The sequence below is a fragment of the Citrobacter sp. CK202 genome, assembly GCF_030333225.1.
GTDB lineage: Bacteria > Pseudomonadota > Gammaproteobacteria > Enterobacterales > Enterobacteriaceae > Citrobacter_B > Citrobacter_B koseri.
Genome location: NZ_JAOWGI010000028.1, coordinates 148,076 through 172,613 on the forward strand (window position 1 = coordinate 148,076; position 24,538 = coordinate 172,613).

22 protein-coding genes are annotated in these 24,538 nt (G+C 55.4%); 17 read left to right on the top strand and 5 right to left on the bottom strand.

Annotated features, from left to right (window positions below):
- Positions 1-9: 9 nt before the first annotated feature.
- From OGX84_RS16835 to OGX84_RS16865, 7 genes are read left to right on the top strand one after another with little or no spacing between them, the layout of a single operon-like run.
- Positions 10-480 (top strand): flagellar basal body-associated FliL family protein, encoded by a 471-nt coding sequence (locus OGX84_RS16835; RefSeq protein WP_012133676.1) that lies wholly within the window; start codon positions 10-12, stop codon positions 478-480.
- Positions 481-499: 19 nt separating this feature from the next.
- On the top strand, positions 500-1,195 hold the full coding sequence (locus OGX84_RS16840) for a FliA/WhiG family RNA polymerase sigma factor (protein WP_071259969.1): 696 nt from the start codon (positions 500-502) through the stop codon (positions 1,193-1,195).
- Positions 1,196-1,202: 7 nt separating this feature from the next.
- Positions 1,203-2,066: a flagellar motor stator protein MotA gene (motA, locus tag OGX84_RS16845; RefSeq protein ID WP_012133674.1), complete on the top strand. Its 864-nt coding sequence runs from the start codon at positions 1,203-1,205 to the stop codon at positions 2,064-2,066.
- On the top strand, positions 2,066-3,013 hold the full coding sequence (gene lafU / locus OGX84_RS16850) for a putative lateral flagellar export/assembly protein LafU (RefSeq protein WP_049011584.1): 948 nt from the start codon (positions 2,066-2,068) through the stop codon (positions 3,011-3,013). The genes motA and lafU overlap by 1 nt, the downstream gene beginning before the upstream one ends.
- A 16-nt stretch (positions 3,014-3,029) precedes the next feature.
- Positions 3,030-3,842, top strand: a complete 813-nt coding sequence (locus OGX84_RS16855; protein ID WP_309300386.1) for a C40 family peptidase — start codon at positions 3,030-3,032, stop codon at positions 3,840-3,842.
- A 43-nt stretch (positions 3,843-3,885) separates the two neighbouring features.
- A complete protein-coding gene (gene parM, locus OGX84_RS16860) occupies positions 3,886-4,920 on the top strand; it encodes a plasmid segregation protein ParM domain-containing protein (protein WP_197982146.1) in 1,035 nt (344 codons plus the stop codon).
- Positions 4,913-5,563 carry a hypothetical protein gene (locus OGX84_RS16865; protein WP_146235382.1) on the top strand — a complete coding sequence of 217 codons (651 nt, stop codon included), beginning with the start codon at positions 4,913-4,915 and terminating at the stop codon, positions 5,561-5,563. The genes parM and OGX84_RS16865 overlap by 8 nt, the downstream gene beginning before the upstream one ends.
- An 80-nt stretch (positions 5,564-5,643) precedes the next feature.
- On the opposite strand, the gene mtr is transcribed toward OGX84_RS16865, so the two are convergent.
- The 4 genes from mtr to OGX84_RS16885 form a co-directional block, all read right to left on the bottom strand.
- Positions 5,644-6,888 carry a tryptophan permease gene (gene mtr, locus OGX84_RS16870; protein ID WP_024130622.1) on the bottom strand — a complete coding sequence of 415 codons (1,245 nt, stop codon included), beginning with the start codon at positions 6,886-6,888 and terminating at the stop codon, positions 5,644-5,646.
- A gap of 136 nt (positions 6,889-7,024) precedes the next feature.
- Entirely contained in the window at positions 7,025-8,413 is a 1,389-nt protein-coding gene (tnaA, locus tag OGX84_RS16875) for a tryptophanase (protein WP_012133668.1), read from the bottom strand.
- A 125-nt stretch (positions 8,414-8,538) separates the two neighbouring features.
- The gene (tnaC, locus tag OGX84_RS16880; protein ID WP_024130621.1) at positions 8,539-8,634 is read right to left on the bottom strand and encodes a tryptophanase leader peptide; all 96 of its coding nucleotides are present in this window, start codon (positions 8,632-8,634) and stop codon (positions 8,539-8,541) included.
- Between the two features lie 221 nt (positions 8,635-8,855).
- Entirely contained in the window at positions 8,856-11,018 is a 2,163-nt protein-coding gene (locus OGX84_RS16885) for a TonB-dependent siderophore receptor (RefSeq protein ID WP_200030818.1), read from the bottom strand.
- 449 nt (positions 11,019-11,467) lie between these two features.
- Between OGX84_RS16885 and OGX84_RS16890 the strand changes: the two genes are divergently transcribed.
- The 10 genes from OGX84_RS16890 to OGX84_RS16935 all read left to right on the top strand — a co-directional run bounded on the left by OGX84_RS16890 (position 11,468) and on the right by OGX84_RS16935 (position 23,912).
- A complete protein-coding gene (locus tag OGX84_RS16890; RefSeq protein WP_058668675.1) occupies positions 11,468-12,295 on the top strand; it encodes an ABC transporter ATP-binding protein in 828 nt (275 codons plus the stop codon).
- Positions 12,292-13,305, top strand: a complete 1,014-nt coding sequence (locus tag OGX84_RS16895; protein WP_012133663.1) for a FecCD family ABC transporter permease — start codon at positions 12,292-12,294, stop codon at positions 13,303-13,305. Before OGX84_RS16890 ends, OGX84_RS16895 begins: the two co-directional genes overlap by 4 nt.
- A complete protein-coding gene (locus OGX84_RS16900) occupies positions 13,302-14,354 on the top strand; it encodes a FecCD family ABC transporter permease (RefSeq protein WP_286458221.1) in 1,053 nt (350 codons plus the stop codon). The genes OGX84_RS16895 and OGX84_RS16900 overlap by 4 nt, the downstream gene beginning before the upstream one ends.
- 15 nt (positions 14,355-14,369) lie before the next feature.
- The gene (locus OGX84_RS16905; protein ID WP_012133661.1) at positions 14,370-15,317 is read left to right on the top strand and encodes an iron-siderophore ABC transporter substrate-binding protein; all 948 of its coding nucleotides are present in this window, start codon (positions 14,370-14,372) and stop codon (positions 15,315-15,317) included.
- A gap of 2 nt (positions 15,318-15,319) precedes the next feature.
- Positions 15,320-16,213, top strand: a complete 894-nt coding sequence (locus OGX84_RS16910) for a MurR/RpiR family transcriptional regulator (RefSeq protein ID WP_112002454.1) — start codon at positions 15,320-15,322, stop codon at positions 16,211-16,213.
- A gap of 187 nt (positions 16,214-16,400) precedes the next feature.
- Positions 16,401-16,967, top strand: coding sequence for a TetR/AcrR family transcriptional regulator (locus OGX84_RS16915; RefSeq protein WP_049009383.1), 567 nt, complete (start codon positions 16,401-16,403; stop codon positions 16,965-16,967).
- A gap of 160 nt (positions 16,968-17,127) precedes the next feature.
- The gene (locus OGX84_RS16920; protein WP_012133656.1) at positions 17,128-18,249 is read left to right on the top strand and encodes an efflux RND transporter periplasmic adaptor subunit; all 1,122 of its coding nucleotides are present in this window, start codon (positions 17,128-17,130) and stop codon (positions 18,247-18,249) included.
- The gene (locus OGX84_RS16925; RefSeq protein WP_101743918.1) at positions 18,249-21,356 is read left to right on the top strand and encodes an efflux RND transporter permease subunit; all 3,108 of its coding nucleotides are present in this window, start codon (positions 18,249-18,251) and stop codon (positions 21,354-21,356) included. The genes OGX84_RS16920 and OGX84_RS16925 overlap by 1 nt, the downstream gene beginning before the upstream one ends.
- A 3-nt stretch (positions 21,357-21,359) precedes the next feature.
- Positions 21,360-22,724, top strand: a complete 1,365-nt coding sequence (locus tag OGX84_RS16930) for an efflux transporter outer membrane subunit (RefSeq protein WP_012133654.1) — start codon at positions 21,360-21,362, stop codon at positions 22,722-22,724.
- Between the two features lie 18 nt (positions 22,725-22,742).
- The gene (locus OGX84_RS16935) at positions 22,743-23,912 is read left to right on the top strand and encodes a multidrug effflux MFS transporter (RefSeq protein ID WP_112002455.1); all 1,170 of its coding nucleotides are present in this window, start codon (positions 22,743-22,745) and stop codon (positions 23,910-23,912) included.
- Here the strand turns inward: OGX84_RS16935 and OGX84_RS16940 are convergent.
- Entirely contained in the window at positions 23,878-24,510 is a 633-nt protein-coding gene (locus OGX84_RS16940; RefSeq protein ID WP_012133652.1) for a LysE family transporter, read from the bottom strand. The genes OGX84_RS16935 and OGX84_RS16940 overlap by 35 nt on opposite strands.
- Positions 24,511-24,538 lie beyond the last annotated feature (28 nt).

The following is a 24,538-nucleotide window of genomic DNA, read 5'->3' on the forward strand; positions in this document are numbered from 1 at the left end:
AAGACATTTATGAACGCAAAAACAATCTCCTTTGGGCTGGCGATCGCTTTGGTTACCGCTTTACTGACGGCATGTTTAACCGTTGCCGGCACCTGGCTACTTCGCGCGGACACGGCATCGGAGAGCAATCCGTTGACGAGCTTATTTAAATCCTCCACGCCGCAACAGGTGGAGTTCGTGGAAATTAAAAACATCCTCATCACCCTGAAAGGGAAAGGTAATGCGGAGCGTTATCTGATGCTGGAACTGAACCTGGCGACCATGAGCGCGGAAAACGCGCGGACGGCGCAAGACATGATCCCTGCGATTCGTGGAGCGACCGTCAATCTGTTTTCCGAAATGGACTATGACGCCGTGCGTGCGCTAAGCGTCAGCAACCTGCACGACAAACTCAAAGCCGCCTATGCCGCCAGATTCGACAGCCTGAAGATGGACGTCCCCTTTGATGACGTCATCATCAGCAAAATGGTCTTCCAGTGATTGATAAGCCGTATTGGACATGATGGATTTTATCGCAAGTGAAACGCTGACGTCTGCGGATGAAGCGCGCTATGTCAGCACGTATCTGCCGCTCGTCAACAAAGTGGTGAAGCAACTCGCTTACCAGACCAGTAGCGTTATTGATCGGGATGATATGGAACAGATCGCGCTAATGGGGTTATTAACCTCGTTGCGCCGTTACGGTCATCCTGATGAGCAGTTTGCCGCTTATGCCATACAACGCGTTCGCGGCGCGGTACTGGATGAGCTGCGGTTGCTTGACTGGCGTCCGCGTCGTTTGCGACAGAAAACGCATAAGCTCAATGACGCAATCCGCGAGATTGCGCGTCAGCTGGGGCGTACGCCCAGCTTTGAGGATATCAGCCACCATCTTTCCATTACGGCTGAAGAGTATCAGGAATATCTCTTACTCGATTGCGCCAAAACGCTGGAGAGTCTCGACGATCTTCTGGGTAATGACGTATATGCGGGGGCGCTGGATAGCCGTCCGCTTGAAGAAGAGATCATCGTCAGCAGAACGCTACGCAACGCGTTGGCGAGTCTTGATGAGCGTGAGCAACTTATTCTCACGCTCTATTACCAGCATGAAATGAGCCTGAAGGAAATTGCGCTGGTCCTCAATTTAACCGAGGCCAGGGTATGTCAGCTCAATAAAATCATTGCGCAAAAAATTCAGTCTTTTTTCCAGAAGTGAAAGGTTTATGCAGAAATTCTTAGGTATTCTCATCATCATGGGGTGTGTTGTCGGCGGCTTTATTTTGTCAGGCGGACACCTCGCCTCATTCTGGCAGCCGGGTGAAATCATCATTATTCTTGGCGCGGGACTGGGGGCGATGGTACTGGCGAACCCCAAAGCGGTGCTGAGCGAAATGTACCGTCAGTTTCGCGGCATTATGCGCAAAAACGAATATACCGATGAGTATCAGCGCCAGCTGCTGATGCTGCTGTATGAACTGCTGGAACTGGTGCAGGACGGTGGCCTGAAGGTGCTGGATGAGCATATCGAAGCACCGGAAAACAGCGCGTTATTCCAGAAATACCCCCTCATGCTGCACGACAAAGCGCTGGTGACGTTCATCTCCGATAACTTCCGCCTGATGGCGATGGGGAAAATCAACGAGCACGAGCTGGAAGGGATTCTCGAACAGGAACTGGTGGCAATGGAAGAGAACCTTCTGCAACCGTCCCGCTCTTTGCAACGTACTGCGGAAGCGATGCCTGGATTCGGCATCTGCGCGGCGGTACTTGGCATCATCATTACCATGCAATCCATTGACGGCTCGATTGCGGTCATCGGCGTGAAGGTTGCGGCCGCTCTGGTGGGAACCTTCCTCGGCGTATTCTTCTGTTACTGCCTGATGGACCCGGTGGCGAACGCCATGGAGCAACGCACCAAAAAGCAAATCTCGGTGCTGGAGTGCGTGCGTACCGTACTGGTGAACCACGTTGCCGGTAAGCCGACGCTGCTGGCGGTCGATGCCGGGCGCAAAATGCTGCCGATGGACACGAAACCGACATTCGCGACGCTGGACGGTTGGGTAAACCAGATGATGGGTGATGCCTGATGCGTAACCGCAGCAAAGAACATACCACGATCATCAAACGCTCCTCGCGTAAAAGCCATGATGAATTTCATGGCGGCGCCTGGAAAGTGGCCTTCGCAGACTTCACGCTGGCAATGATGGCGCTGTTTATGGTGCTGTGGATCATGGGCGCGGTAACGGAAGAAGAACGTAAAGAGATTGTCTCCATGCTTAATGGCGAGTCGGTCTTTGAAGGCAACTCATTAACGCCCATTACGCAAAAAGAGGGGCAGGGCGGGCAGCTTTCGCTGATTGACAGCCGTCATCCGAAAACGCCTAAATCGTCGAAAACGGCAGAGTCGTCAAAACCGTTGACCGATGCGGAGAAGCAGGTTGCTCAGCAGGCGAAACAGACGGAAAGCCTGGACGACGTGAACGCCCGCTCGCGTAATGAGATTGAAGATCTGGCGCGCATTATCATGAAAATCACCTCGACGTACGATGCGCAAGCCAACCTGAAAATGGAAATTGTGCCGCAGGGGCTGCGTATTCTGGTCTCGGACGATCAAAAACGCGAGATGTTCCAGCGCAGTAGCGCAATCCTGACGCCGTTTTTCAAACGCTTACTGACGGAGTTTGCGCCGGAACTGAACAAGATCGACAACAAGATCATCATCACCGGCCATACCGATGCCACGCGTTTTCGCGATCAGGTGCTTTATAACAACTGGAACCTGTCCGGTGAACGCGCCATGCAGGCGCGGGCGGTTCTGACCACCGGGGGGCTGGATCAAAGCAAAATTCTGCAAGTGAGCGGCATGGCGGATCAGATGTTGCTTGACCCGCAACATCCGCTGAGTTCCGCGAACCGCCGCATTGAAATTATGGTGCTGACGCATTCCGCCAGTGATTCTCTGTACCAGTTCTTTGGGCAGCATGGCGAAAAAGTCATTAAACCGCTGACCGATAAACTGACGAAAAACCATTAATCAGATCGTTATTGCTGTGAAACGTTTCATCCGTTCTGTCCGTTTTGTACCTGCCCGGCATGTTCTGTGCCGCCAGGTACCTTTTTTTTCTCTCATCCTGTTATTGCTGATGCCGACGGGCTACAGCATCGCAAAGCCGAAGCCTGTAGAAGCGGGTATGACGCAGCAGGAAAACGCGTTGCAGATGCGGAAAAAAAATCGCGAGCGGCTGATGGCGAAAGTGAAAAAACGGACTGCCGTCGTACCGTTAACGCCGGAACAAAAGCAGCGGGAAACGGCGAAAAAACTGGCTGACCGCACTAAAAACCGCGAGATGCTGGCAATGCATGCCCGCTGGCAGCCCGGTAGCCTGGGCGGCTCCGACATGCTGTGGAGTCAGGCGCGCAAAGGGAAGGACAAAACGGGGCGCATCAGCCCGAAACTGGCGTCCCGATTACATACCGTCATCAAGCGTCTGGAAGACCAGTTAGGTAAGCCCTATGTCTGGGGCGGTAAAAATCCGCTGGAAGGATTTGATTGCAGTGGCCTGGTTTTCTACGCCTTCAATCATGTGCTGGAGCGCAAGCTACCCCGCACGGCAAACGGCATGTATCAGGACCCCACTCTTAAACATATTCGCGTAGATAAACTCCGTCGCGGCGATCTGGTGTTTTTTAACATTAACCAGCGACCGGGCGCCGACCATGTTGGCGTCTACCTTGGAAACGATGAGTTTATTGAGGCCCCGCGTAGCGGGCTAAATATCCGCATTAGCCAGCTTTCAGATGATTTCTGGCAATCGCATTACCTCGGCGCTCGCCGCATTCTGACGGAAGAGGCGACGCTGTAAAAATGACCCTTAGATTGAGTTAAAACCCATGACCGCAACACGTATGAAATTCGCCATTGATGATGGCTCAACCAATGTGAAAATTAGCTGGATTGAAAACGGTACGCTGAAGACCGTTGTTTCGCCGAACTCCTTCCGTAAGGACTGGAAAAGCGCGGCGCTGCTGCGTGGTCAGTCGGTATACAACTACACCATCGGCACCACGAAATACACCTATGATGCGACCTCGGATAAAGCGCTTTCCACGACGCACATCGAATACCAGTATGACGATTTGAATCTGCTGGCGGTTCATCATGCGCTGCTGCAAACCGGCCTGACGCCGCGTGACGTTGAAGTTATCGTCACACTGCCGATTACGCAATTCTACAAGCCGGACGATTGCCAGCGTAACGATGAGCGCATCGAAGCGAAACGTCGCAACCTGATGCGTGAGATCTCGCTGAATAAAGGCGAGCTGTTCCGTATCGTTGATGTGCATGTTATGCCGGAGAGCCTGCCTGCGGCGCTGTCGCATCTGCTTAACTCCAACGTGAATGAATTCACCAAGTCGCTGGTCATCGACTGCGGCGGGACAACGCTGGACATGGGGGTGATTGTCGGCGAGTTTGACGATGTTTCCGCAATTTACGGCAACAACGAAATCGGCGTGGCGATGGTGACGGACGCCACGCGTAAATTACTGGCGGCGGCGGACAGCGACTCCAGCTACCTGGTGGCGAACGAGCTGATTAAGCGTCGCAACGATCTGGATTTTGTCAGAAGCGTCATCAACGATGAATCGCGGATTGACGAGATCCTTGAACGGATCGAGATCAAGATTCAGGAACTTGGCGATCAGGTGGCTTATGAAGCGAAGAAATTCGCTAAGAACCCTAACCGCGTTTATCTGGTCGGCGGCGGCGCGCATCTGATCGAATCCGCTCTGCGCCAGGCCTATTCGACGCTCGGCGATCGCGTGGTGACGCTCGACAACCCGCAAAGCGCGCTCTCGCGCGAGATCTGCCTGTACCATGCTGAGTCAGGCGTTGAGCAGATTGATTCGCCGCAAATGGTTGAGGTAGGCGACGATGAGTAACAGGCAGATCCGCCGTGTTAACCTCTCATTGCATTTGTCGCCAGAGCGATCGCGCGCGGATTTGCGCGCGATGCTGCAACTAAAAAAATGGTATGGCGCAGTGCAGCGGGACGGGAGCGACGTCAATGACGCCAACATGGAGATCCGCCAGTTTCATCGCAATATCTATCTGTCCGGCCTGCAATTGCATCTTCTCAACCCGCAATTGTGCAGCCATGTTGCAGAATCCCTGAGCCGGGAAGGTTTGAGCCTCGAATCCCTTTGTGCGGAATTGCAGGAGAGCAATTTGCTGCCCGTCGCCCTCATGACCGGCGATGGCGATGCAGAAAAAGAGAAAGACTTCAGCGAACAGCAGCTGGCGCAAATGCGTACGCTGATGGCGCAGACCCTGCAAAAACAGCAGGTTGCCGCAGCGCCATCGGATAACACGCAGCATGAGGAGACGGCAAAACTGCGCGAAGAGGTTGCCCAGCTCAAAGTCTTGCTGGAACAGCAGCATCTGCTGTTGCAACAGCTGCGCGTGACGGGGCGCACGTCAGCAGCGGAACCGGCTAAATCCGTAAATGCTGAAGAAGTCGATCTCAGTACCGTAGACGCGCCGACGCAGAAGATGAGTAAAGTGCGTCAGAAAGGGATCTTTTAGACTTTCGCACAGCGCGTCACCAGTGTTGAAAAGGGAACCCGGCGGTTCCCTTTTTATTTTATGCCGCCGCGCACGGCGTACTACCGGTATACCGGCAGAAGGTTAATGCTGGATAGAATATGGATAAGCGCGTTAGCTGCCCCAAAGCATAAAATCAGGACGATCATTGCGTTGCCTCCCCATACCCGATAGTGCGGGCTGTTAAAGCGTTTGCGCGATGCGCGCGCCAGCAGCGCCGGGACAATCGCCGCCCAGACGGTGGCGGCCAGCCCGGCAAAACCGATGGCGTAGATAAACCCATTTGGCCAGATTAAACCGCCGGTGATGGGCGGCAGAAACGTGACCAGCGCAGTTTTGAAACGTCCTTTTGGCGAGTCGTCGAACCTGAAGAGATCGGCGAGGTAATCAAATAATCCCAGCGTAACGCCGAGGAACGAACTGGCGACGGCAAAGTTGGAGAAGACGGTCAGCAGCAGATCGAGCGTTGAGCTGTTCAGCAAACCGCTCAGCGTCTGTACCAGCACGTCGATATTGCCGCCTTTTTCGGCGATCTCAATAAACGCCGGACGCGGAATATTCCCCATCGTACCGACCAGCCAGATGATATACAGCACCAGCGCCATCAACGTTCCCAGTAGCAGGCAGCGACGGATGGTTAACGGATCTTTGCCGTAATATTTCATCAGACTGGGCACGTTGCCGTGATAACCAAATGAGGCGAGACAGAACGGCAACGTCATCAGGACGTAGGGCAGGTAGCTGGGGCTGACTTCAGCGGTATTGAGTAAAATCGTTGGCTGGACGTGCCAGAGCAAACCGCCAAACGTCATAAAGAAGGTGAGAATTTTAGCGCCCAGCACAATGGTCGTCATACGGCTCACCGCCCGGGTGCTTAGCCAGACAATAAACGCTACCGCCAGGGCGAATAATAACCCGCCGAGCCTGGCCGGAAAGACGATCCCCATTTGTGCAAAGGTATGGTGAATAACCGAACCGCTGGCGGAAATATAGGCGTAAGTCAGAATATACAGCACGAACGCGACGGTCAGACCGTTAATAATATTCCAGCGATTTCCCAGCAGGTCTTTGGTAATCGTGTCGAAGCTGGCGCCAATATGATAATTCAGGTTTGCTTCCAGGATCATTAACCCGGAATGCAGCATACAAAACCAGGTAAAAATTAATGCCAGCAGTGACCAGAAAAACCAGGCGCCAGACATCACCACCGGGAGAGAAAACATGCCCGCGCCAATAATGGTTCCACCGATAATCATTGCCCCGCCGATCAGCGACGGCGCTTTATTTGCGACCGATAATGTAGCCATAGTGCGTTTTCCTCGCGTGGCTATGCCCGTCATTGTGCAGAGAAAAGGGCGATCCCGCTTTTCTCATGCCTGAATGCGTTGAATATCGTATTAAATAGCGGAATCGCGCTCCCGCAGGGGAGCGCGTATCAGAACGTTATTTCACCGGTTTCAGCCGGGCCACAAAGTGGCGTAGCACCGGCGGTTCATAGGTGAAAGTCAGCCCTTTGATCGATGCGGCGCGGGCTTTTACGGCGATTAACGCATCCGCGATATAATCCATGTGATCGTTGGTGTAGACCCGGCGGGGGATCGTCAGACGCAGCAACTCCATTGGCGACGGTTTTTGTTTGCCAGTGGCAGGATCGCGCCCAAGCAGCAGAGAGCCAATTTCCACGCTGCGAATCCCGGCTTCCAGGTACAGTTCGTTATTCAGCGCATGAGCCGGGAACTGTTCTGCCGGAATGTGCGGCAGCAGCAGCTTCGCATCGACAAATACCGCGTGGCCCCCGGTTGGATACTGGATTGGAATCCCCCCTTCGCGCAGCCGTTCGCCCAGGTATTCCACCTGGTTAATCCGATAGGCGAGAAAATCTTCATTCATCCCTTCTTCGAGGCCGATCGCCAGCGCTTCCATATCGCGCCCCGCCAGCCCGCCGTAAGTGACAAACCCTTCCATCGGCACGCAGCGAATGCGCACGTCGTTGAACAGATCTTCATCATCACGGAAGCAGCACAGCCCGCCGATATTGACCATCGGATCTTTCTTCGCCGACATGGTCAGCATATCCCCATACTGGTACATCTCACGGACGATCTCTTTCACCGTTTTATCCGCGTATCCCTCTTCGCGCTGTTTAATAAACCAGGCGTTTTCGCAGAAGCGGGCGGAGTCGATGACCACCGGAATATTGTGCCGCTTCGCTATTTGATACACCTCGCGCATATTGGCGATGGAAACCGGCTGGCCGCCTGAGCTGTTGCAGGTGACGGTGGTGATAATCGCCGCGACGTTTTCTGCGCCATGTTCCGCGATAGTGGCGTTGAGCAGGTCGATATCAAAGTTGCCTTTCCAGTCGTACCATGAGGTGGTGTCGAACGCTTTTGGCGTCACCACGTTGATGGCTTTCGCGCCGTTTAATTCGACATGGGCGGCGGTCGTATCAAAGTGGAAGTTGGAAATAAAGACCGGTTTTTCAGCGTTGCGGCGGGCAATCAGGCAGGGAAACAGAATTTGCTCGGCGCCGCGTCCCTGGTGCGTTGGGATCGTGAACGGGTAGCCGATCAGTTCTTTTACTTTGTCGCACAGATGGTAATAGTTGCGTGAGCCGGCGTAGGCTTCATCGCCCATCATCAGGCCTGACCATTGACGATCGCTCATTGCGCCAGTGCCGGAGTCGGTCAACAGGTCGATATATACATCATCGCTTCTGAGCAGAAAAGGGTTATATCCCGCTTCTTCAAGCGCTTTAACACGGTCGTCCCAGGTGGTCATACGAATGTTTTCTACCATTTTAATGCGGAACGGCTCAGGAATACGTTTCATATTATTTCTCCAATAGCATGTCGCGCTACGTGAACGTTATTTTTGTGCCTTTAACAGGCGCAAGAAATACCGACCAAACGTAGTGTTCAGTTAATTTTTTATTGATGTTGAACGGCTAAGGAGAATTAACGCGGAAAGTCGTTAGAAATACGCGGATCGAGGTTATACCAGAAGTGCAGACCGCCTGCGGCAATGAGGCGATAAAACGATTTGTGTTTCATTACATCGTCCTCCATGAGTGAAAGGGAATTTAAAAATAGCGGAAGATTAAAATTTATCCGCGATAAAAATCACAAAATGTTAAATCTGATACAGTTCAGTTAAGAAAGTTGATGAGGCGCGCATTTTTGCGTTCATTGGGCGGTGTGAGTTTATTCATCTTAATGTGAGGGAATAGCGGGAATACCCTGCCAGAATTGACAGGGTATTTGGATGAGAAGGATCAGAACTCCATTTTTACCGTGAACTGAACTTCACGTGGGTCGCCAATCTGATTACCCAGATTATTGGTGGCAATGGATGAGGTGTAATACGTTTTATCAAACACGTTTTTCACGTTGAGTTGCAGAGTCACCGGGTATTGCAGTTTCATCTTATAGGCTGCAAAGGTATCGGCCACAAAATAACCAGGCAGATAATAGTCCGCGCCGTTGGTGGCGGAACGACGGCTTACGCCATGTCCGCCGCCGCCAATGGTCAACGTATTGCCCATAAAGGCGTTGTGAATGTCATAGGTCAGGAACAATGAACCGGTATGACGCGGTACGTTAGGCAGCGGTTTCCCTTTGTAATCGGGATCTTCCGTGACTTTTGCTGCGGTATAACCGTAGCTGGCGATGATATTGGTATTGGGCGTCAGCGAGCCTGCGACATCCACTTCCACCCCCTGTGAGCGTACGCGCCCTGCGGTTTTCGCCACGGTTTCGCCATCCACGATTTCGTTGTACAGCACGTTGCGCTTATCAATATTGAACAGGGCGATATTGGCGGTGATGCCGTCAAAGAGATCGAATTTCGCCCCCACTTCATAGGCGGTAGAGGTTTCCGGCGGCAGATCGCCAATGTAGCTGGCAATAGAGTATTGCGGCATAAAGGCGCGCGATACGTTGCCGAACAGCGACACAGAAGGGGTCAGCTTATAGACCATGCCGAATTTCGGCACCCACTGCTGATCCGTGCTGTCGGTGTTGACGTTGAACGGGCGGCCCTTCCCGGCATATTCGGTGTAGTACTGATAGCGCATCCCGGCGACGGCGATCCACTTATCGGTCAGATACAGCGCATCCTGTACGTAAGCGGAATAGCTCTCCTGCTTAATCGTCTGGTCGCTGTCGGAGGCCGAGACGCTGGTGCATTTGCCGAGCGTACCGTAGACCGGATTGTAAATATTAAAGCCTTTCACGTTCTTACAGCGAATCATATCCGTGCGCAGCAGATCGTAATTCTCATAAGAGACGCCGGTCAGGATCTCGTTATAGAAACCAGCGATATCCACGTTTCCTTGTAAATCGGCGCGGGTCGCGTGCATCCGTTGGGTGGAGCCTTGCGTCGCATCCACGCGGCGAGTCAGGTTCCCGGTAGCGGAATCATAAGCCATCACGCGAGCCTGGTTATCACTGTATTTATCCTGGCTGAAGCTGTAATCAAATTTCGCCGTCCACGCGCTGTTGAAGCGATATTCGGCATTGAGCTGCGCCAGATCCGATTCGCCATCGGTGATATTGAATTTCTCATCAAAGCGGGTTTTCCGATCCACGTTAACCGGCTGTTTGGTATTGAGATCGAAAATGGTGCCGCGATCGAACGGGGCTTTGTAATTACGGTGCGAATAGAGCACGCTGACCGTCGCGTTGTCGCCAAACCAGGTCAGGGAAGGGGAGATGAAGCTGCTCTGGTTAGTGCCATAGTTGCGCCAGTAGTCCTCGTGCTGATATTCACCGATCAGGCGATACGCCAGTTGGGTGCCTTCAATCGGCCCGGTGATGTCAAACTGACCTGTGCCGCCGCCGAAGCTGGAGGAGGTGGCGGAAATCGAGCCGCCAAATTGCGTTTGCGGACGTTTGGTTACGACGTTAATCAGGCCGCCGGGATCGAGAATACCGTACAGCGTGGAGGCCGGGCCTTTCAGCACTTCCACCCGCGATGTGGCAGCGTTGAAACTGCGCGGCAATACGGTTTTAAGGCCGTTGGTCATCACGGAACCGTCACGATTCGCGCCGAAACCACGGCGAACAAACGCATCCTGCGTTCCGCCCAGCGTGTTGGTTTGCACGACGTTGCTGACGTTATACAGCGCTTCATCGAGGGTTGTGGCGTGCTGATCTTCCAGCACTTTGTCGCTGACGGTATTGACCACCTGCGGGATATCCAGCAGCGGCATCGACGTCAGCGTGGCGGTGGACGAACTCAGCGGTTGATAACCTGACGTGACGGCCTGATCGGCAGAAGAGGCGTCTGCGCGCACGGTCATCGTCTCTTCATTTTTGAGCGGCGAGTTTTCTTTTTCCGCCGCCATGACCGCAGGAGCCGTCGTGATACCCAAAAACAGAGCGGAGCACAGCGCTCGCCCTTTCATCCCAGAAAAATAAGGAGTTAACTTAGCCATCTTTTATTTATTCCGCAAAATACCCTGCCAAAAACGGGAGGGGAAACAGGTTTATCCAGTTCATTGCCCGGCTTGCTAGCCATGCGTTTTATCCATCTTTTAACCAACGTAAACGGCGTCAGATGTGTAATTGAGAATCATTCAATCATGGGGGTTTGTAGTAGTAAACGTAAAAATGAAAAAGAAACTACAGCAGGGTTAACGTCATAAAACCGTAGTGTTATTGCGGGGAAATGATTTTTAATTTATTGATATTTATTTATTTTTATAAGTTTGTTCGTCTTTTTCTGCGGCGTTTTTGTTGCGTGAGTACGGTGAGGTAACTACAGGGCGTAATTGCTTGACTACTACAGCGCAACCCAGCAAGATCTTAAAGAGAATGAGTTTTATTTTTATTTGAAAGGCTGCGCGCGCTGGCTTTGCCAGGCTGCGACGGCGCAGGAGTGAACATGCCACAGCATGTGGAAAACACCGCCCACAGAACGGGCATTGAGCTGAAACAGCTTTCTGCTGGCTATCGTCAGCACGCCATCGTGCATGACGTCTGCCTCACTATCCCGCAAGGTAAAATGACGGTGCTGGCCGGGGCGAACGGCTCAGGCAAATCCACCTTATTAAGTACGATTGCCCGAATGCTGAAGCCGTTGGGCGGCAGCGTGCTGCTTGATGGTAAAGCGATTCATCAACAGCCGACCAAAGCGGTTTCGCGTCAGCTTGGCATCCTGCCGCAATCCCCGCTGGTGCCGGAGGGATTAACGGTTTTTGAACTGGTTTCGCGCGGGCGTTTTCCCTGGCAGAATTTTCTCCAGCAATGGACCGATGATGACGCACAGGCCGTAGAGCAGGCGTTACAGCTCACCGGAACAACCGACTTCGCCCATTTGCCGGTGGAGAGTCTTTCCGGCGGGCAGCGCCAGCGGTGCTGGATTGCGATGGCGCTGGCGCAGCAAACGCCGTTTATTTTGCTGGATGAGCCTACAACCTTTCTCGATCTGCGTTATCAGGTAGAGATCCTTGAGCTTCTGCACTCCCTGACCCGCCATCATGGTCGTACCGTGGTGGTGGTGTTACATGATCTCAATTTCGCGGTGAATTACGGCGATATGCTGGTCTTTCTCAGACAGGGACGGCTGGAGGGGATCGTACATGAAGGAGAACACTGTACGCCGGAGCTGATCAAATCGGTGTTTGACGTCGATGTGCAGATGTCGGTGAATCCGTTGACCGGAAAGCCATTCTTCATGCCGTTTCGTGCCAAGGCTGGAGCGGAAGAATGACGGCTATGGTCATTGCATCAGGCCGCCGTCGTGGTCGATTTCTGCTGGCGCTTCCTGTCTTGCTACTGCTGCTGTTTATGCTGGCGGTGATTCATCTGGGCGTCGGGGCGCGTGCTGTCAGTCCGCAGACCGTCATTCAGGCGTTATTTCACTTCGATGCCAAAAACTTTGATCACCGAATCGTTATCTCTCTGCGTCTGTTGCGTATGGCTGCGGCCATGCTGGTTGGCGCGGCTTTGGGCGTAGCCGGCGTTCTGTTACAGGCATTGATTCGCAACCCGCTGGGTGAACCGCACATTCTGGGGCTGAATGCGGGAGCCGCGTTCTCCGTGGTGCTGTGTACCGCGCTGGGCGTCGCGGGGCTCAGTCAGTCACTGGTTGCGGCAGGGGGCGCAGCGGCACTCTTTTCGCTGGTGATGGCGCTCTCTTCCGCCGGGCGTGGCGGACTGACGCCGCTGAAGGTCACGCTCTGCGGCGTGGCGCTGTCGGCGATGGTGTCGTCGCTCACGGCGGCAATCCTTATTCTGGATGAGCAGACGTTGCTGGCGATGCGCACCTGGCTGGTGGGCGATCTCGCGGGGATGAGTTGGGAAAAAGTACGTCAGGCCCTCCTGCCGTCGCTGGTTGGCGTTGTACTGGCGGTAGCGATAGCGCCGGGGCTGAATATTCTGGCGCTAGGCGACCGGATGGCCTGTGGGTTGGGCGTTAATATTCTGCGCATTCGTCTGATGGCGATGATCGCCATTGCGCTGCTGTGCGGCGCGGCGGTATCCGTCGCCGGGCCGCTGGGTTTTATCGGGCTGTTGGTTCCGGGCGTCATCAGACGTCTGGTGACGGAAGACATTCGCCAGATGCTCCCGCTGGCGGCGCTGCTGGGGGCGGCAGTGCTGCTACTGGCGGATATCGTTGCCCGAACCCTGCTTGCCCCGCAGGAGCTGGCTACAGGAGTGATGACCGCGCTGGTCGGCGCGCCGGTGTTTATTTTCATTGCGTCGAGATTTCTTAAATGAGCGTTGTTCTGGCGCGTGCCGGGCTGCGCGTATGGCGGGTGGGGAAATTCTCACGCCTTGTCCGGCTGAAAACGGTGTGGTGTGTGCTGGGGTTTGCCACGCTGGCCGCTGTACTGCTGGTTTCGGGCGTGTTGCAGGGGTCGCTTCCCGTTCCGGCTTCCGCCATCGGGCGTGCGTTGTTCTCTCCGCAGGCGTTAACGGAGCAGCAGCAGTATGTTGTCTGGGATGTCCGTCTTCCGCGTTTGCTGATGGCGCTGCTGTGTGGGGCAATGCTGGGGCTGGCTGGCGCGGCGATGCAGTCGATTACCCGTAACGGCCTGGCGGACCCCGGTCTTATCGGCGTGAAAGAGGGGAGTAGCGTGGTGGTACTGGCGTTAGTGCTGCTTTTCCCGTCGGTCAGCCTGGTCTGGCGACCGCTGGCGGGTATTGCTGGCGGATTACTGGTCGCCGCGCTGGTCATGCTGCTGGCCCGTGATTTCTCCCGCCCGCGATTTGTGCTGATCGGCATTGGCGTCTCGTGGTTCTTTGCTGCGGGAATGGGCGTTTTTATGACGACAGCCGATGTCCGCGATGTACAAACGGCGCTGGTCTGGCTGGCCGGAAGCCTGCACGCCGCCACCTGGCCGTTGCTGTGGGTGGCGCTGGGGTGGGCGTTGCCTGCGGCTGTTCTGCTGTTTGCGACGGCGAGAGCATCGGATGTGGCGCTGCTGGGTAATCACACCGCGACCGGGCTCGGGGTGCGTCTGTCTCATCTGGCGCTGCTGCGTTTTATGGCGCCGGTCTTTCTGACCGCCGCCAGCGTCTCCTGCGTGGGCAGCCTGGGGTTTGTCGGCCTGATGGCGCCGCATATGGCGCGTTTTTGCCTGCGCGGAGGGCAAATGGCGCTGCTGTGGGGCAGTGCGCTCATTGGCGCTCTGCTGGTGCTGCTCACGGATACCATTGGGCGTCTGGCCTTTGCGCCGCTGCAAATACCGGCGGGGATCGTGATTGCGCTGGTCGGCGGCCCTTTCTTTTTACTGTTGCTCTGGCGTCGCCGGGATCGTTTGTAATTTTTAAGAGGGTGTATGCGTTTACTTTTTTCGCTGTTGCTGCTGCTGGGGTGCTCTGTACAGGCAGAGGTTGCCACCCGGCCTTTTACCGACGATCTCGGACGCGTGGTGAACGTGCCGCTGCATCCGCAGCGCATTGTGTCGCTACACGATCTTGATATCACCATTCCGCTGATTGAGCTGGGTGTTCCGCCGGTCGCCAGCCACGGCAGAACGCGTCCTGACGGCAGCCATTTCCTGCGTTCGGGCGCGCTGCTGACCGGCGTCGATTTTGATCATTCGACAATAAAGTTTATTGGTACGGCGGACATTGATATTGAAGCGATTGTCGCCGCGAAACCCGATTTGATCATCACCGAGCCGAGTCGCCATACGCCCATCGAACAACTGGAGAAAATCGCCCCGACGGTGAGCATTGATCATCTCGACGGCGGCGCGCCGGAAATTTACCGCAAGCTCGCGCAGCTTACCGGAACTCAGGCGCGACTGGCTATCCTGGAGCGTCGCTACCGGGAAGAGATTGACCGGTTGAAACACACGGTGGATACCCAACACATTACGGTGTCAGTCATTCAGGCAAACCAGGGAAAAATCAATGCGTTGCACACCTATCATTCGTTAGGACGCGTCCTGCGCGATGCCGGGTTTTCCTTCCCGAAACTGATCGATAGCATTCCGCCGGGAGGGCGGATTGACGTGAGCGCGGAGCGTCTGCCAGAGATGGACGCGGATTTTGTTTTTGCCACCTGGCGCGGTGATACCGGTGGTAAGCCGCAGGATGAAATTGCCGCGATGGATGCCGTGTTGCCGGGCTGGTGCGAGTTTCTTACCGCTTGCCAGCGCGGGCACTACGTTTTGATCTCCCGTGAAGAGGCGATTTCGAACTCCTTTGCATCACTCAGCCTGATGGTTGCACAGGTACAGTCGCATATTGCCGGGCGCCACTTACCGGAGGGGAAATAACCATGCTGACGGCGAAGAAAGTGAAAAATCGTATTGATGTCTACGGCGATCGCTTCCGGGCGCGGGCGCATCTGCTTTCGCCGAGGATGCAGGCGGTGGCGCGTTATATCCATGAGAACCGGGAAGTGGTACTGGAATTTACGGCGATAGAAATTGCGACCGCCACTCAAACTTCTGACGCGACGGTTGTCCGGGCGATTCAGGCATTGGGGTTTGCCGGGCTGCGCGATTTAAAACAGACCATCGAACACTGGTTTGGCCCGGGTATCACCTCGGAAGAGAAAATGACGACCACGGTGAATACGCTTTCCTGCGATGTAAATTCGAGCATTGATTTTGTTCTGCAAGGGCATCAGCGCACCTGCGACGTGCTGTCTACGCCGCAAAACCGTTACGCGATTGCGCAGGCGGTCGCACTGTTGGTGGAGGCGCGTCAGGTGGGGATATTTGGCATTGGCGCATCCGGGATACTTGCGGACTACACGGCGCGTCTGCTCAGCCGTATTGGCTTGCCGTCGGTGGCGTTTAATCGTACCGGGATTAACCTGGCGGAACAGCTGATTGCGCTACAGCGGGGGGATGTGCTGATTATGATGGCGCAGAAATCGCCGCATCGCGAAGGGTTGACGACCATCCGCGAGGCGAAGCGATTGGGCGTGCCGGTGATTTTACTGACCAATGCGCTGGAATCACGTTTTAGCAAGGAGGCGGATGTGGTGATCAATGTGCCGCGCGGCGGTGAGAACGGGAAAATGCCGTTGCACGGTACGGTGCTGGTTTGCCTGGAAATGATCGTGTTGTCTGTCGCTTCGACAGCCCCGCAGCGTTCGATTAAGTCCGTTAAGCGCATCAATGAATTGTACCGGGGAATTGGAAAGTCAGGGGCAAAGAAATAAATTTAAATATTCTCTCCATTTGATTTTCAGATTTTTTCATTAAATCTCCATAATCTCTCCATTATTTTCCTGGCAAATAATGCAGGAAAATAATAAGCAAAAAAATCCTTTTCAATGTGCGCAGGAGACGTATAATTAGCCAAAATGAGAACGATCATTCTCACTTTTGAGGTGACGAGGAGATGCGATGAGCAGCAAGCTGGAAATCCGCCAGAAACAACGACAGGATGAGATCATCAACGCCGCGCGCCAGTGCTTTCGCGCTAGCGGATTTCACGGCGCCAGCATGTCGCAGATCGCTGCTGAAGCCCGTCTCAGCGTGGGGCAAATCTATCGCTACTTCGCCAGTAAAGATGCCATTATCGAAGAGATGATCCGCCGTATTATCGACTATCGCATCACGCAGATAGAAGATAAAACCCAGACGGAGCGTATCCCCGGAATCCTGGCCTGGCGGCAAACGCTGAGTGAGGATGACGATGCGCTGATGCTGGAGATGGCGGCTGAATCGACCCGCAATCCTCATGTTGCCGCGATGCTCGAAGAGGCGGATGCGCGGATGTTCGACAACGCCTGCGCGCACCTGAGAAAAACGTGTCCGCAACTCAGCGAGGCCCGCATCCGTTGCTGTGTTGAAGTGATTGCAACCATGATGGAAGGGGCGGTTTACCGTCGCCTGACGCCGCAAAAAAGTGACCCTGATGCGTTACAGGAGATATATCGGGATATCGTTACCATGCTTGTGAATGGCTGAATAAAGAATCTAATAATCAAAGGGAAATAAATTATTTCCCTTATTGTCGTTGTGAGAAATAGCTCATGACGCGATACCGCTGTACCTGAAATAACGTTCAGTCGCCTGGTGCTACCTTGTTAATTTTAACGGGGCAGGCGTTTCTCACCCTGGAAAAAAGATGAAATACATAACAACATCAATTATCGCGCTATTGTTATTATCCGGCTGTGATAATACGCAAACCGACAATACCGCTTCTCCGTCTCAGGAAGTGGGCGTCGTGACCCTTAAAACAGAACCCGTTTCTGTCGTCAGTGAACTGACCGGACGCACCAGCGCAGCGCTCAGTGCCGAAGTTCGCCCGCAGGTGGGGGGCATTATTCAAAAACGCCTGTTTAATGAGGGCGATATCGTCAAAGCGGGGCAGGCGCTGTATCAGATCGATCCTGCCAGCTATCGCGCCGCATGGAACGAAGCGAATGCCTCGCTCAGACAGGCGCAGGCGCTGGTGAATGCCGACTGCCAGAAGGCGCAACGTTACGCGCGGCTGGTTAACGATGACGGTGTTTCCCGCCAGGATGCCGATGATGCGCAGGCTACCTGTGCTCAGGACAAAGCCAGCGTGGAGGCAAAGAAAGCCGCATTAGAAAGCGCGCGTATCAATCTGGACTGGACCACCATTACCGCCCCGGTTTCCGGGCGCATTGGTATCTCATCCGTCACGCCCGGCGCGCTGGTGACGGCTTCACAGGAGACGGCGCTGGCGACCATTCGTGGGCTCGACACCATGTATGTCGATCTTACCCGCTCCAGCGTGGATTTGCTGCGCCTGCGTAAGCAGTCTCTGGCGACCAACAGCGATACCCTGAACGTGACGCTGACGCTTGAAGATGGCACGACCTATAGCGAAAAAGGAAAGTTAGCGCTGACGGAAGTGGCGGTAGATGAGTCTACAGGCTCAGTCACGCTGCGGGCGATTTTCCCCAACCCTCAACAGCAGCTGTTACCCGGTATGTTCGTTCGCGCCCGCATTGATGAAGGGATCATGAACGATGCGATCCTCGCGCCGCAGCAGGGGATCACGCGCGATGCGAAAGGCAATGCGACAGCGCTGGTGGTCACTAAAGACAATAAAGTGGCGCAGCGTACCCTGGAAACAGGCGATACCTATGGGGATAAATGGCTGGTGCTGGACGGTTTGCGTAGCGGCGACCGGTTGATCGTTGAGGGATCAAGTAAGGTCACGCCGGGTCAGCAGGTTAACGCCGTTGATGTACAACTGAACGGAGGCAAAGGCTGATGTTCTCCCGTTTCTTTGTGCGCAGACCCGTTTTCGCCTGGGTTATCGCCATTCTGATCATGCTGGCCGGTATTCTGGCGATTAAAACGCTGCCGGTTGCGCAGTATCCTGACGTGGCGCCGCCGTCGGTGAAAATCTCGGCGACCTATACCGGCGCTTCCGCCGAAACGCTGGAAAACAGCGTGACTCAGGTGATTGAACAGCAGCTTACCGGGCTGGATAACCTGCTCTATTTTACCTCGACCAGCAGTTCCGATGGTTCGGTCAGTATTGATGTCACCTTTGAACAGGGCACCGACCCTGACACCGCGCAGGTGCAGGTACAGAACAAGGTGCAGCAAGCGGAATCCCGCTTGCCGAGCGAGGTTCAACAATCCGGCGTCACGGTGGTGAAATCGCAAAGTAACTTCCTGCTGATTGCCTCCGTGTATGATAAGTCCGACCGGGCGAGCAGCTCAGATATCGCTGACTGGCTGGTGAGTAACGTACAGGACCCGCTGGCACGCGTGGAAGGGGTCGGGAGCCTACAGGTGTTTGGGGCGGAATACGCCATGCGTATCTGGCTGGACCCGGCGAAACTGGCCTCCTATTCTTTGATGCCGTCGGATGTGCAGAGCGCCATTGAAGCGCAAAACGTTCAGGTTTCCGCCGGGAAAATCGGTGCGTTACCTTCCCCTGACACACAGCAATTGACCGCTACGGTTCGCGCGCAGTCGCGCTTGCAGACGGTAGAACAATTCAAAAAGATCATTATCAAAAGCCAGTCTGACGGGGCCGTGGTACGCATCCAGGATGTGGCGCGCGTGGAGATGGGCAGTGAAGACTACACCGCCATCGCTAAACTCAACGGTCATCCGGCTGCGGGGGTTGCGGTCATGCTTGCGCCGGGGGCGAACGCGCTGGATACCGCCACGCTGGTAAAAGATAAAGTCGCTGAATTTAAACGGGATATGCCGCAGGGCTATGACGTAGCGTATCCGAAAGACAGCACCGAATTTATTAAGATCTCCGTAGAGGATGTGGTTCAGACGCTGTTTGAAGCCATCATTCTGGTGGTCTGCGTGATGTACCTGTTCTTGCAGAATCTTCGCGCCACGCTGATTCCGGCGCTGGCGGTTCCGGTCGTGCTGCTCGGTACTTTTGGCGTGCTGGCGCTGTTTGGCTACTCCATCAATACGCTGACGCTGTTTGCAATGGTGCTGGCGATAGGTCTGCTGGTCGATGACGCCATTGTGGTGGTGGAAAACGTCGAGCGTATTATGCGCGATGAAGGGCTGCCCGCGCGCGAAGCCACCGAAAAATCGATGGGAGAAATCGCTGGCGCGCTGGTGGCTATCGCTCTTGTTTTGTCTGCGGTATTCCTGCCGATGGCGTTCTTTGGCGGCTCTACCGGCGTCATTTATCGCCAGTTCTCTGTGACGATTATCTCGGCAATGCTGCTCTCGGTCGTGGTGGCGTTGACCCTGACCCCAGCCCTGTGCGGTTCGATTCTTAGCCATACCGCGCCGCATAAAAAGGGCTTCTTCGGGATATTCAACCGATTCTATAGCCGAACTGAACAGGGTTATCAGCGCGGCGTCCTGCATGTGCTGCGTCGCAGCGTCAGCGTGATGGGCGTTTATGCGCTGTTATGCGGGGCGATGGCGCTGGCGATGTGGAAGCTGCCCGGCAGCTTCTTACCGACCGAAGATCAGGGTGAAATTATGGTGCAGTACACCCTGCCCGCAGGGGCGACGGCGTCGCGAACCGCAGAGGTCAATCGTCAGGTGACAGACTGGTTTCTCAATAAAGAGAAAGCCAATACGGACGTTATTTTTACCGTCGATGGTTTTAGCTTCAGCGGCAGCGGGCAGAATGCCGGGATGGCGTTCGTTTCGCTGAAAAACTGGTCGGAGCGTAAAGGCGAAGAAAATACCGCACAGGCTATTGCGCTGCGTGCCAGTAAAGAACTGGGCGCCATTCGCGATGCGACGCTTTTTGCGATGACGCCGCCGTCGGTTGAGGGGCTGGGGCAAAGCAACGGCTTCTCTTTTGAGCTGATGGCGAATGGGGCGACCGATCGCGATACCCTGTTACAGATGCGTAATCAGCTGATCGCCCAGGCAAACCAGAGCGATATTCTGCACGCCGTGCGCGCAAATGACCTGCCGCAAATGCCGCAGCTTCAGGTGGATATCGACAGTAATAAGGCCGTCTCGCTGGGGCTTGGTTTAAGCGATGTGACCAGCACCTTATCCAGCGCCTGGGGGGGAACCTATGTCAATGACTTTATCGATCGCGGTCGCGTGAAGAAGGTCTACATTCAGGGCGACAGCGAGTTCCGTTCTTCGCCTGCGGACCTGGGCAAATGGTTCGTGCGCGGCAGCGATAACAGCATGACGCCCTTTTCCGCCTTCGCCACTACCCGTTGGGAGTACGGCCCGGAAAGTCTGGTGCGCTACAACGGCTCTGCCGCCTATGAGATTCAGGGAGAAAACGCCAGCGGTTTCAGCTCCGGCGCCGCGATGGACAAAATGGAAGCGCTGGCAAACAGCTTGCCTGCTGGCACCACATGGGCGTGGAGCGGGTTGTCATTGCAGGAAAAGCTGGCCAGCGGTCAGGCTATGAGCTTGTACGCCATCTCTATTCTGGTGGTTTTTCTCTGCCTGGCGGCGCTGTATGAAAGCTGGTCGGTACCGTTTTCGGTGATTCTGGTCATCCCTCTGGGGCTGTTAGGCGCGGCGCTGGCGGCCTGGATGCGTGATTTAAATAATGATGTTTACTTCCAGGTCGCGCTGCTGACCACCATCGGCCTGTCGTCGAAAAACGCCATTCTGATCGTCGAATTTGCCGAAGCTGCGGTTGCGGAAGGCTATTCCCTGAGCCGGGCTGCGCTGCGAGCGGCGCAGACCCGTTTGCGCCCAATCATTATGACCTCTCTGGCCTTTATTGCCGGGGTTACGCCGCTGGCTATCGCCACAGGGGCCGGGGCGAACAGCCGTGTGGCGATCGGGACCGGAATCATCGGTGGGACATTAACCGCCACGCTGTTGGCTATCTTCTTCGTCCCGCTGTTCTTCGTGCTGGTTAAGCATCTGTTTACCCGCAAGTCCCGTCGTCAGGAGTAAGTTATGTTGCGTATTTTTCTCTTTGTTTTCGCTCTCCTGAGCGCAGGGTGTGTGTCGCTTGATCCGCACTACAGCACGCCCGATGCGCCGGTTCCGGCAAGTTTACCGGGTGCGCAGGGGCAGGGGAACGCTGTCAGCCGCGACTGGCAGCAGATTGTTAACGACGCGCGGCTGCAACAGGTGGTGAACACCGCCCTTAACAGTAACCGTGATGTCCAGAAGGCGATTGCTGATATCGACTCCGCACGGGCGTTGTATGGCGAAGCGCGTGCCTCGTTGTTCCCGACGGTGAATGCTTCACTCAGTTCTACACGCAGCCGTACGCTGGCGAACGGAACCGGAACGAGCGCTGAAGCCGATGGCGCGGTGTCCAGCTTTGAGCTGGATCTGTTTGGCCGCAATCAGAGCCTGTCGCGGGCGGCGCGGGAAACCTGGCTTGCCAGCGAATTTACCGCGCAGAACACCCGTTTGACGTTAATTGCCGAGATCAGCACCGCGTGGCTGACCCTGGCGGCAGATAACAGCAATCTGGCGCTGGCCAGGGAGACGATGGCCAGTGCGGAAAACTCGCTGAAAATTGTTCAACGTCAGCAGCAGGTCGGGACAGCCGCCGCAACGGATGTCAGTGAAGCGATGAGCGTTTACCAGCAGGCGCGCGCCAGCGTAGCCAGCTATCAGACTCAGGTGGCGCAGGATATCAACGCCCTGAACCTGCTGGCGGGCACAACGCTGCCGGAAAGCGTGCTGCCCGGTACGCTGGAAAGCCTTGATGCGCAGGTGATTACGCTGGTGCCCGCTGGCGTCTCTTCTTCCGTGCTGTTGCGTCGGCCGGATATTCAGGAAGCGGAACATAACCTGAAAAGCGCCAATGCCGATATTGGCGCGGCGCGAGCGAATTTCTTCCCGACCATCTCCCTGACGGCAAGCGCCGGTGTCGGCAGCGATGCGCTCTCGTCCTTGTTCAGTCATGGCATGAAGGTGTGGTCGTTTGCCCCTTCCATTACGCTGCCGCTGTTTACCGGCGGCAGCAACCTGGCGCAGCTCCGCTATGCCGAAGCGCAAAAACGGGGACTCATTGCTACCTATGAAAAAACGGTGCAAAGCGCGTTCAAAGATGTGGCTGATGCGCTTGCCCGGCGTGCGACGCTGGATGAACAGCTGGATGCCCAGCGCCAGTATGTCGCCGCAGAACAAAAAACGCTGGATGTCGGGATGCGTCGTTATCGCGCCGGGGTCGGGGATTATCTGACCGTACTGACGGCGCAACGCACGCTGTGGTCGGCGCAGCAGACGCTTATCGCCCTGCAACTGACGGACAATGAAAACCGCATAACGCTCTGGCAGTCGCTCGGCGGCGGGGCCCGGTAATCAGAGGGAGGTGTTTTTATGGCGCGCGTGTCGCTTTCGTGGGTGCTGATCCTCGGTTTGTTAACCGGGATCGGGCCGCTGTGTACCGATCTTTATCTGCCCGCTCTGCCGGAGATGTCCGAACAGCTGGCAACGACGACCACCCTGACGCAACTGACGCTGACGTCTTCGCTGATCGGCCTTGGGCTTGGGCAACTGCTGTTTGGCCCGCTCAGCGACCGGATTGGTCGTAAGGTTCCGTTGATCCTGTCGCTGTTGCTGTTTATTGCCTCTTCGGTACTGTGCGCGACAACTCAGGATATTCACTGGCTGATCGTCTGGCGATTTGTGCAGGGCGCGGCGGGGGCCGGTGGTTCGGTGCTCTCGCGCTCTATTGCGCGGGACAAATATCAGGGCGTGACCCTGACCCAGTTCTTCGCGCTGCTCATGACGGTGAACGGTATCGCTCCGGTGCTTTCTCCGGTTCTGGGCGGCTACATTGCCACCGCGTTTGACTGGCGTATGTTGTTTTGGGTAATGGCGGGTATTGCGACACTGCTTTTGCTCTGCTGCATCCTGTTTATCAGTGAGACGCTGCCGCAGCGAACGCGCGGCACATCGTTATTTTCGACCGGGCGCAGCGTGGTGAAAAATCGTCTCTTTATGCGCTTCTGCCTGATGCAGGCCTTCATGCTGGCGGGGTTGTTTGCTTATATCGGCTCTTCGTCATTTGTGCTGCAAAGCGAGTATGGCTTAAGCCCGATGCAGTTCAGCCTGCTGTTTGGCCTTAATGGGATCGGGCTGATCGTCGCCTCGCTAATTTTTTCCCGTCTTGCGCGTCGAATCACGGCAATGACGCTGCTGCGCGGCGGCTTGCTGTTGGCCGTCATCTGCGCGTTAATCACCTTACTCTGCGCCTGGCTACAGCAGCCGGTTCTGGCGCTGGTGGCGCTCTTTTTTACCGTCGCCTTTTGCAGCGGAATTGGCACCGTGGCGGGCGCTGAGGCGATGAGCGTGGTGGACGTTCAGGAGTCAGGAACCGCCTCCGCGCTGATGGGGATGAGCATGTTTGTTTTCGGTGGCATCGCCGCGCCGTTGTCGGGGCTGGGCGGCGAAACCATGCTGAAAATGAGTCTGACGGTGGCGCTCTGTTATGTGGCCGCTCTGCTACTGGCTAGCGGTGGTTCACGCCTTCGTAAATCAGCCTGAGGGCAAACACGCCGATGATCGCGCCAATCACCCTGCTGGCAATGCGCTGAATCCGCCCGTAAGCGCGGCGTACCGCCGGTAGGGAAAAGGCCTGGCTCAGGAAGATGCGCCAGATGACGGAAGAGAGCACGATGCCGGCCCAGGCCATCAGTCTTGCCCATGTCGGGGTTTCCGCGCTGAGCGTGACCGAGAAAATACTGATGAAAAACAGCACCGTCTGCGGATTTGACAGATCGGTTAACAGTCCCCGGCGGAAGAACACGCTCCAGGGGGCGGAAATGGGCTGTTGCAGAGTCGGCATTTGCGGGGTGGCCTGATGGCGGATGCTGTTCCAGGCAAACCATAACAAATATGCGCCACCGACGATTTTGATCAGCGAGAAAATTTCTTCGCACTGGGTAATCAGGGTCGCCATGCCAAACAGTCCCAGCCCGGAATAAATTGCATCGCCAAGCGCCACGCCCAGCCCCGTTAATACACCGGCCCGACGCCCGGAGGCGAGGCTGGTTTGTACCACCACAAAGAGGTTTGCGCCGGGGTTAAAGAAGGTTAAGACGAACAGGCTGACGGTCAGGACAACCGCGTGCAGAGGTTCCATAGTGAGATTTCCAGGGCCTGATAGTTAA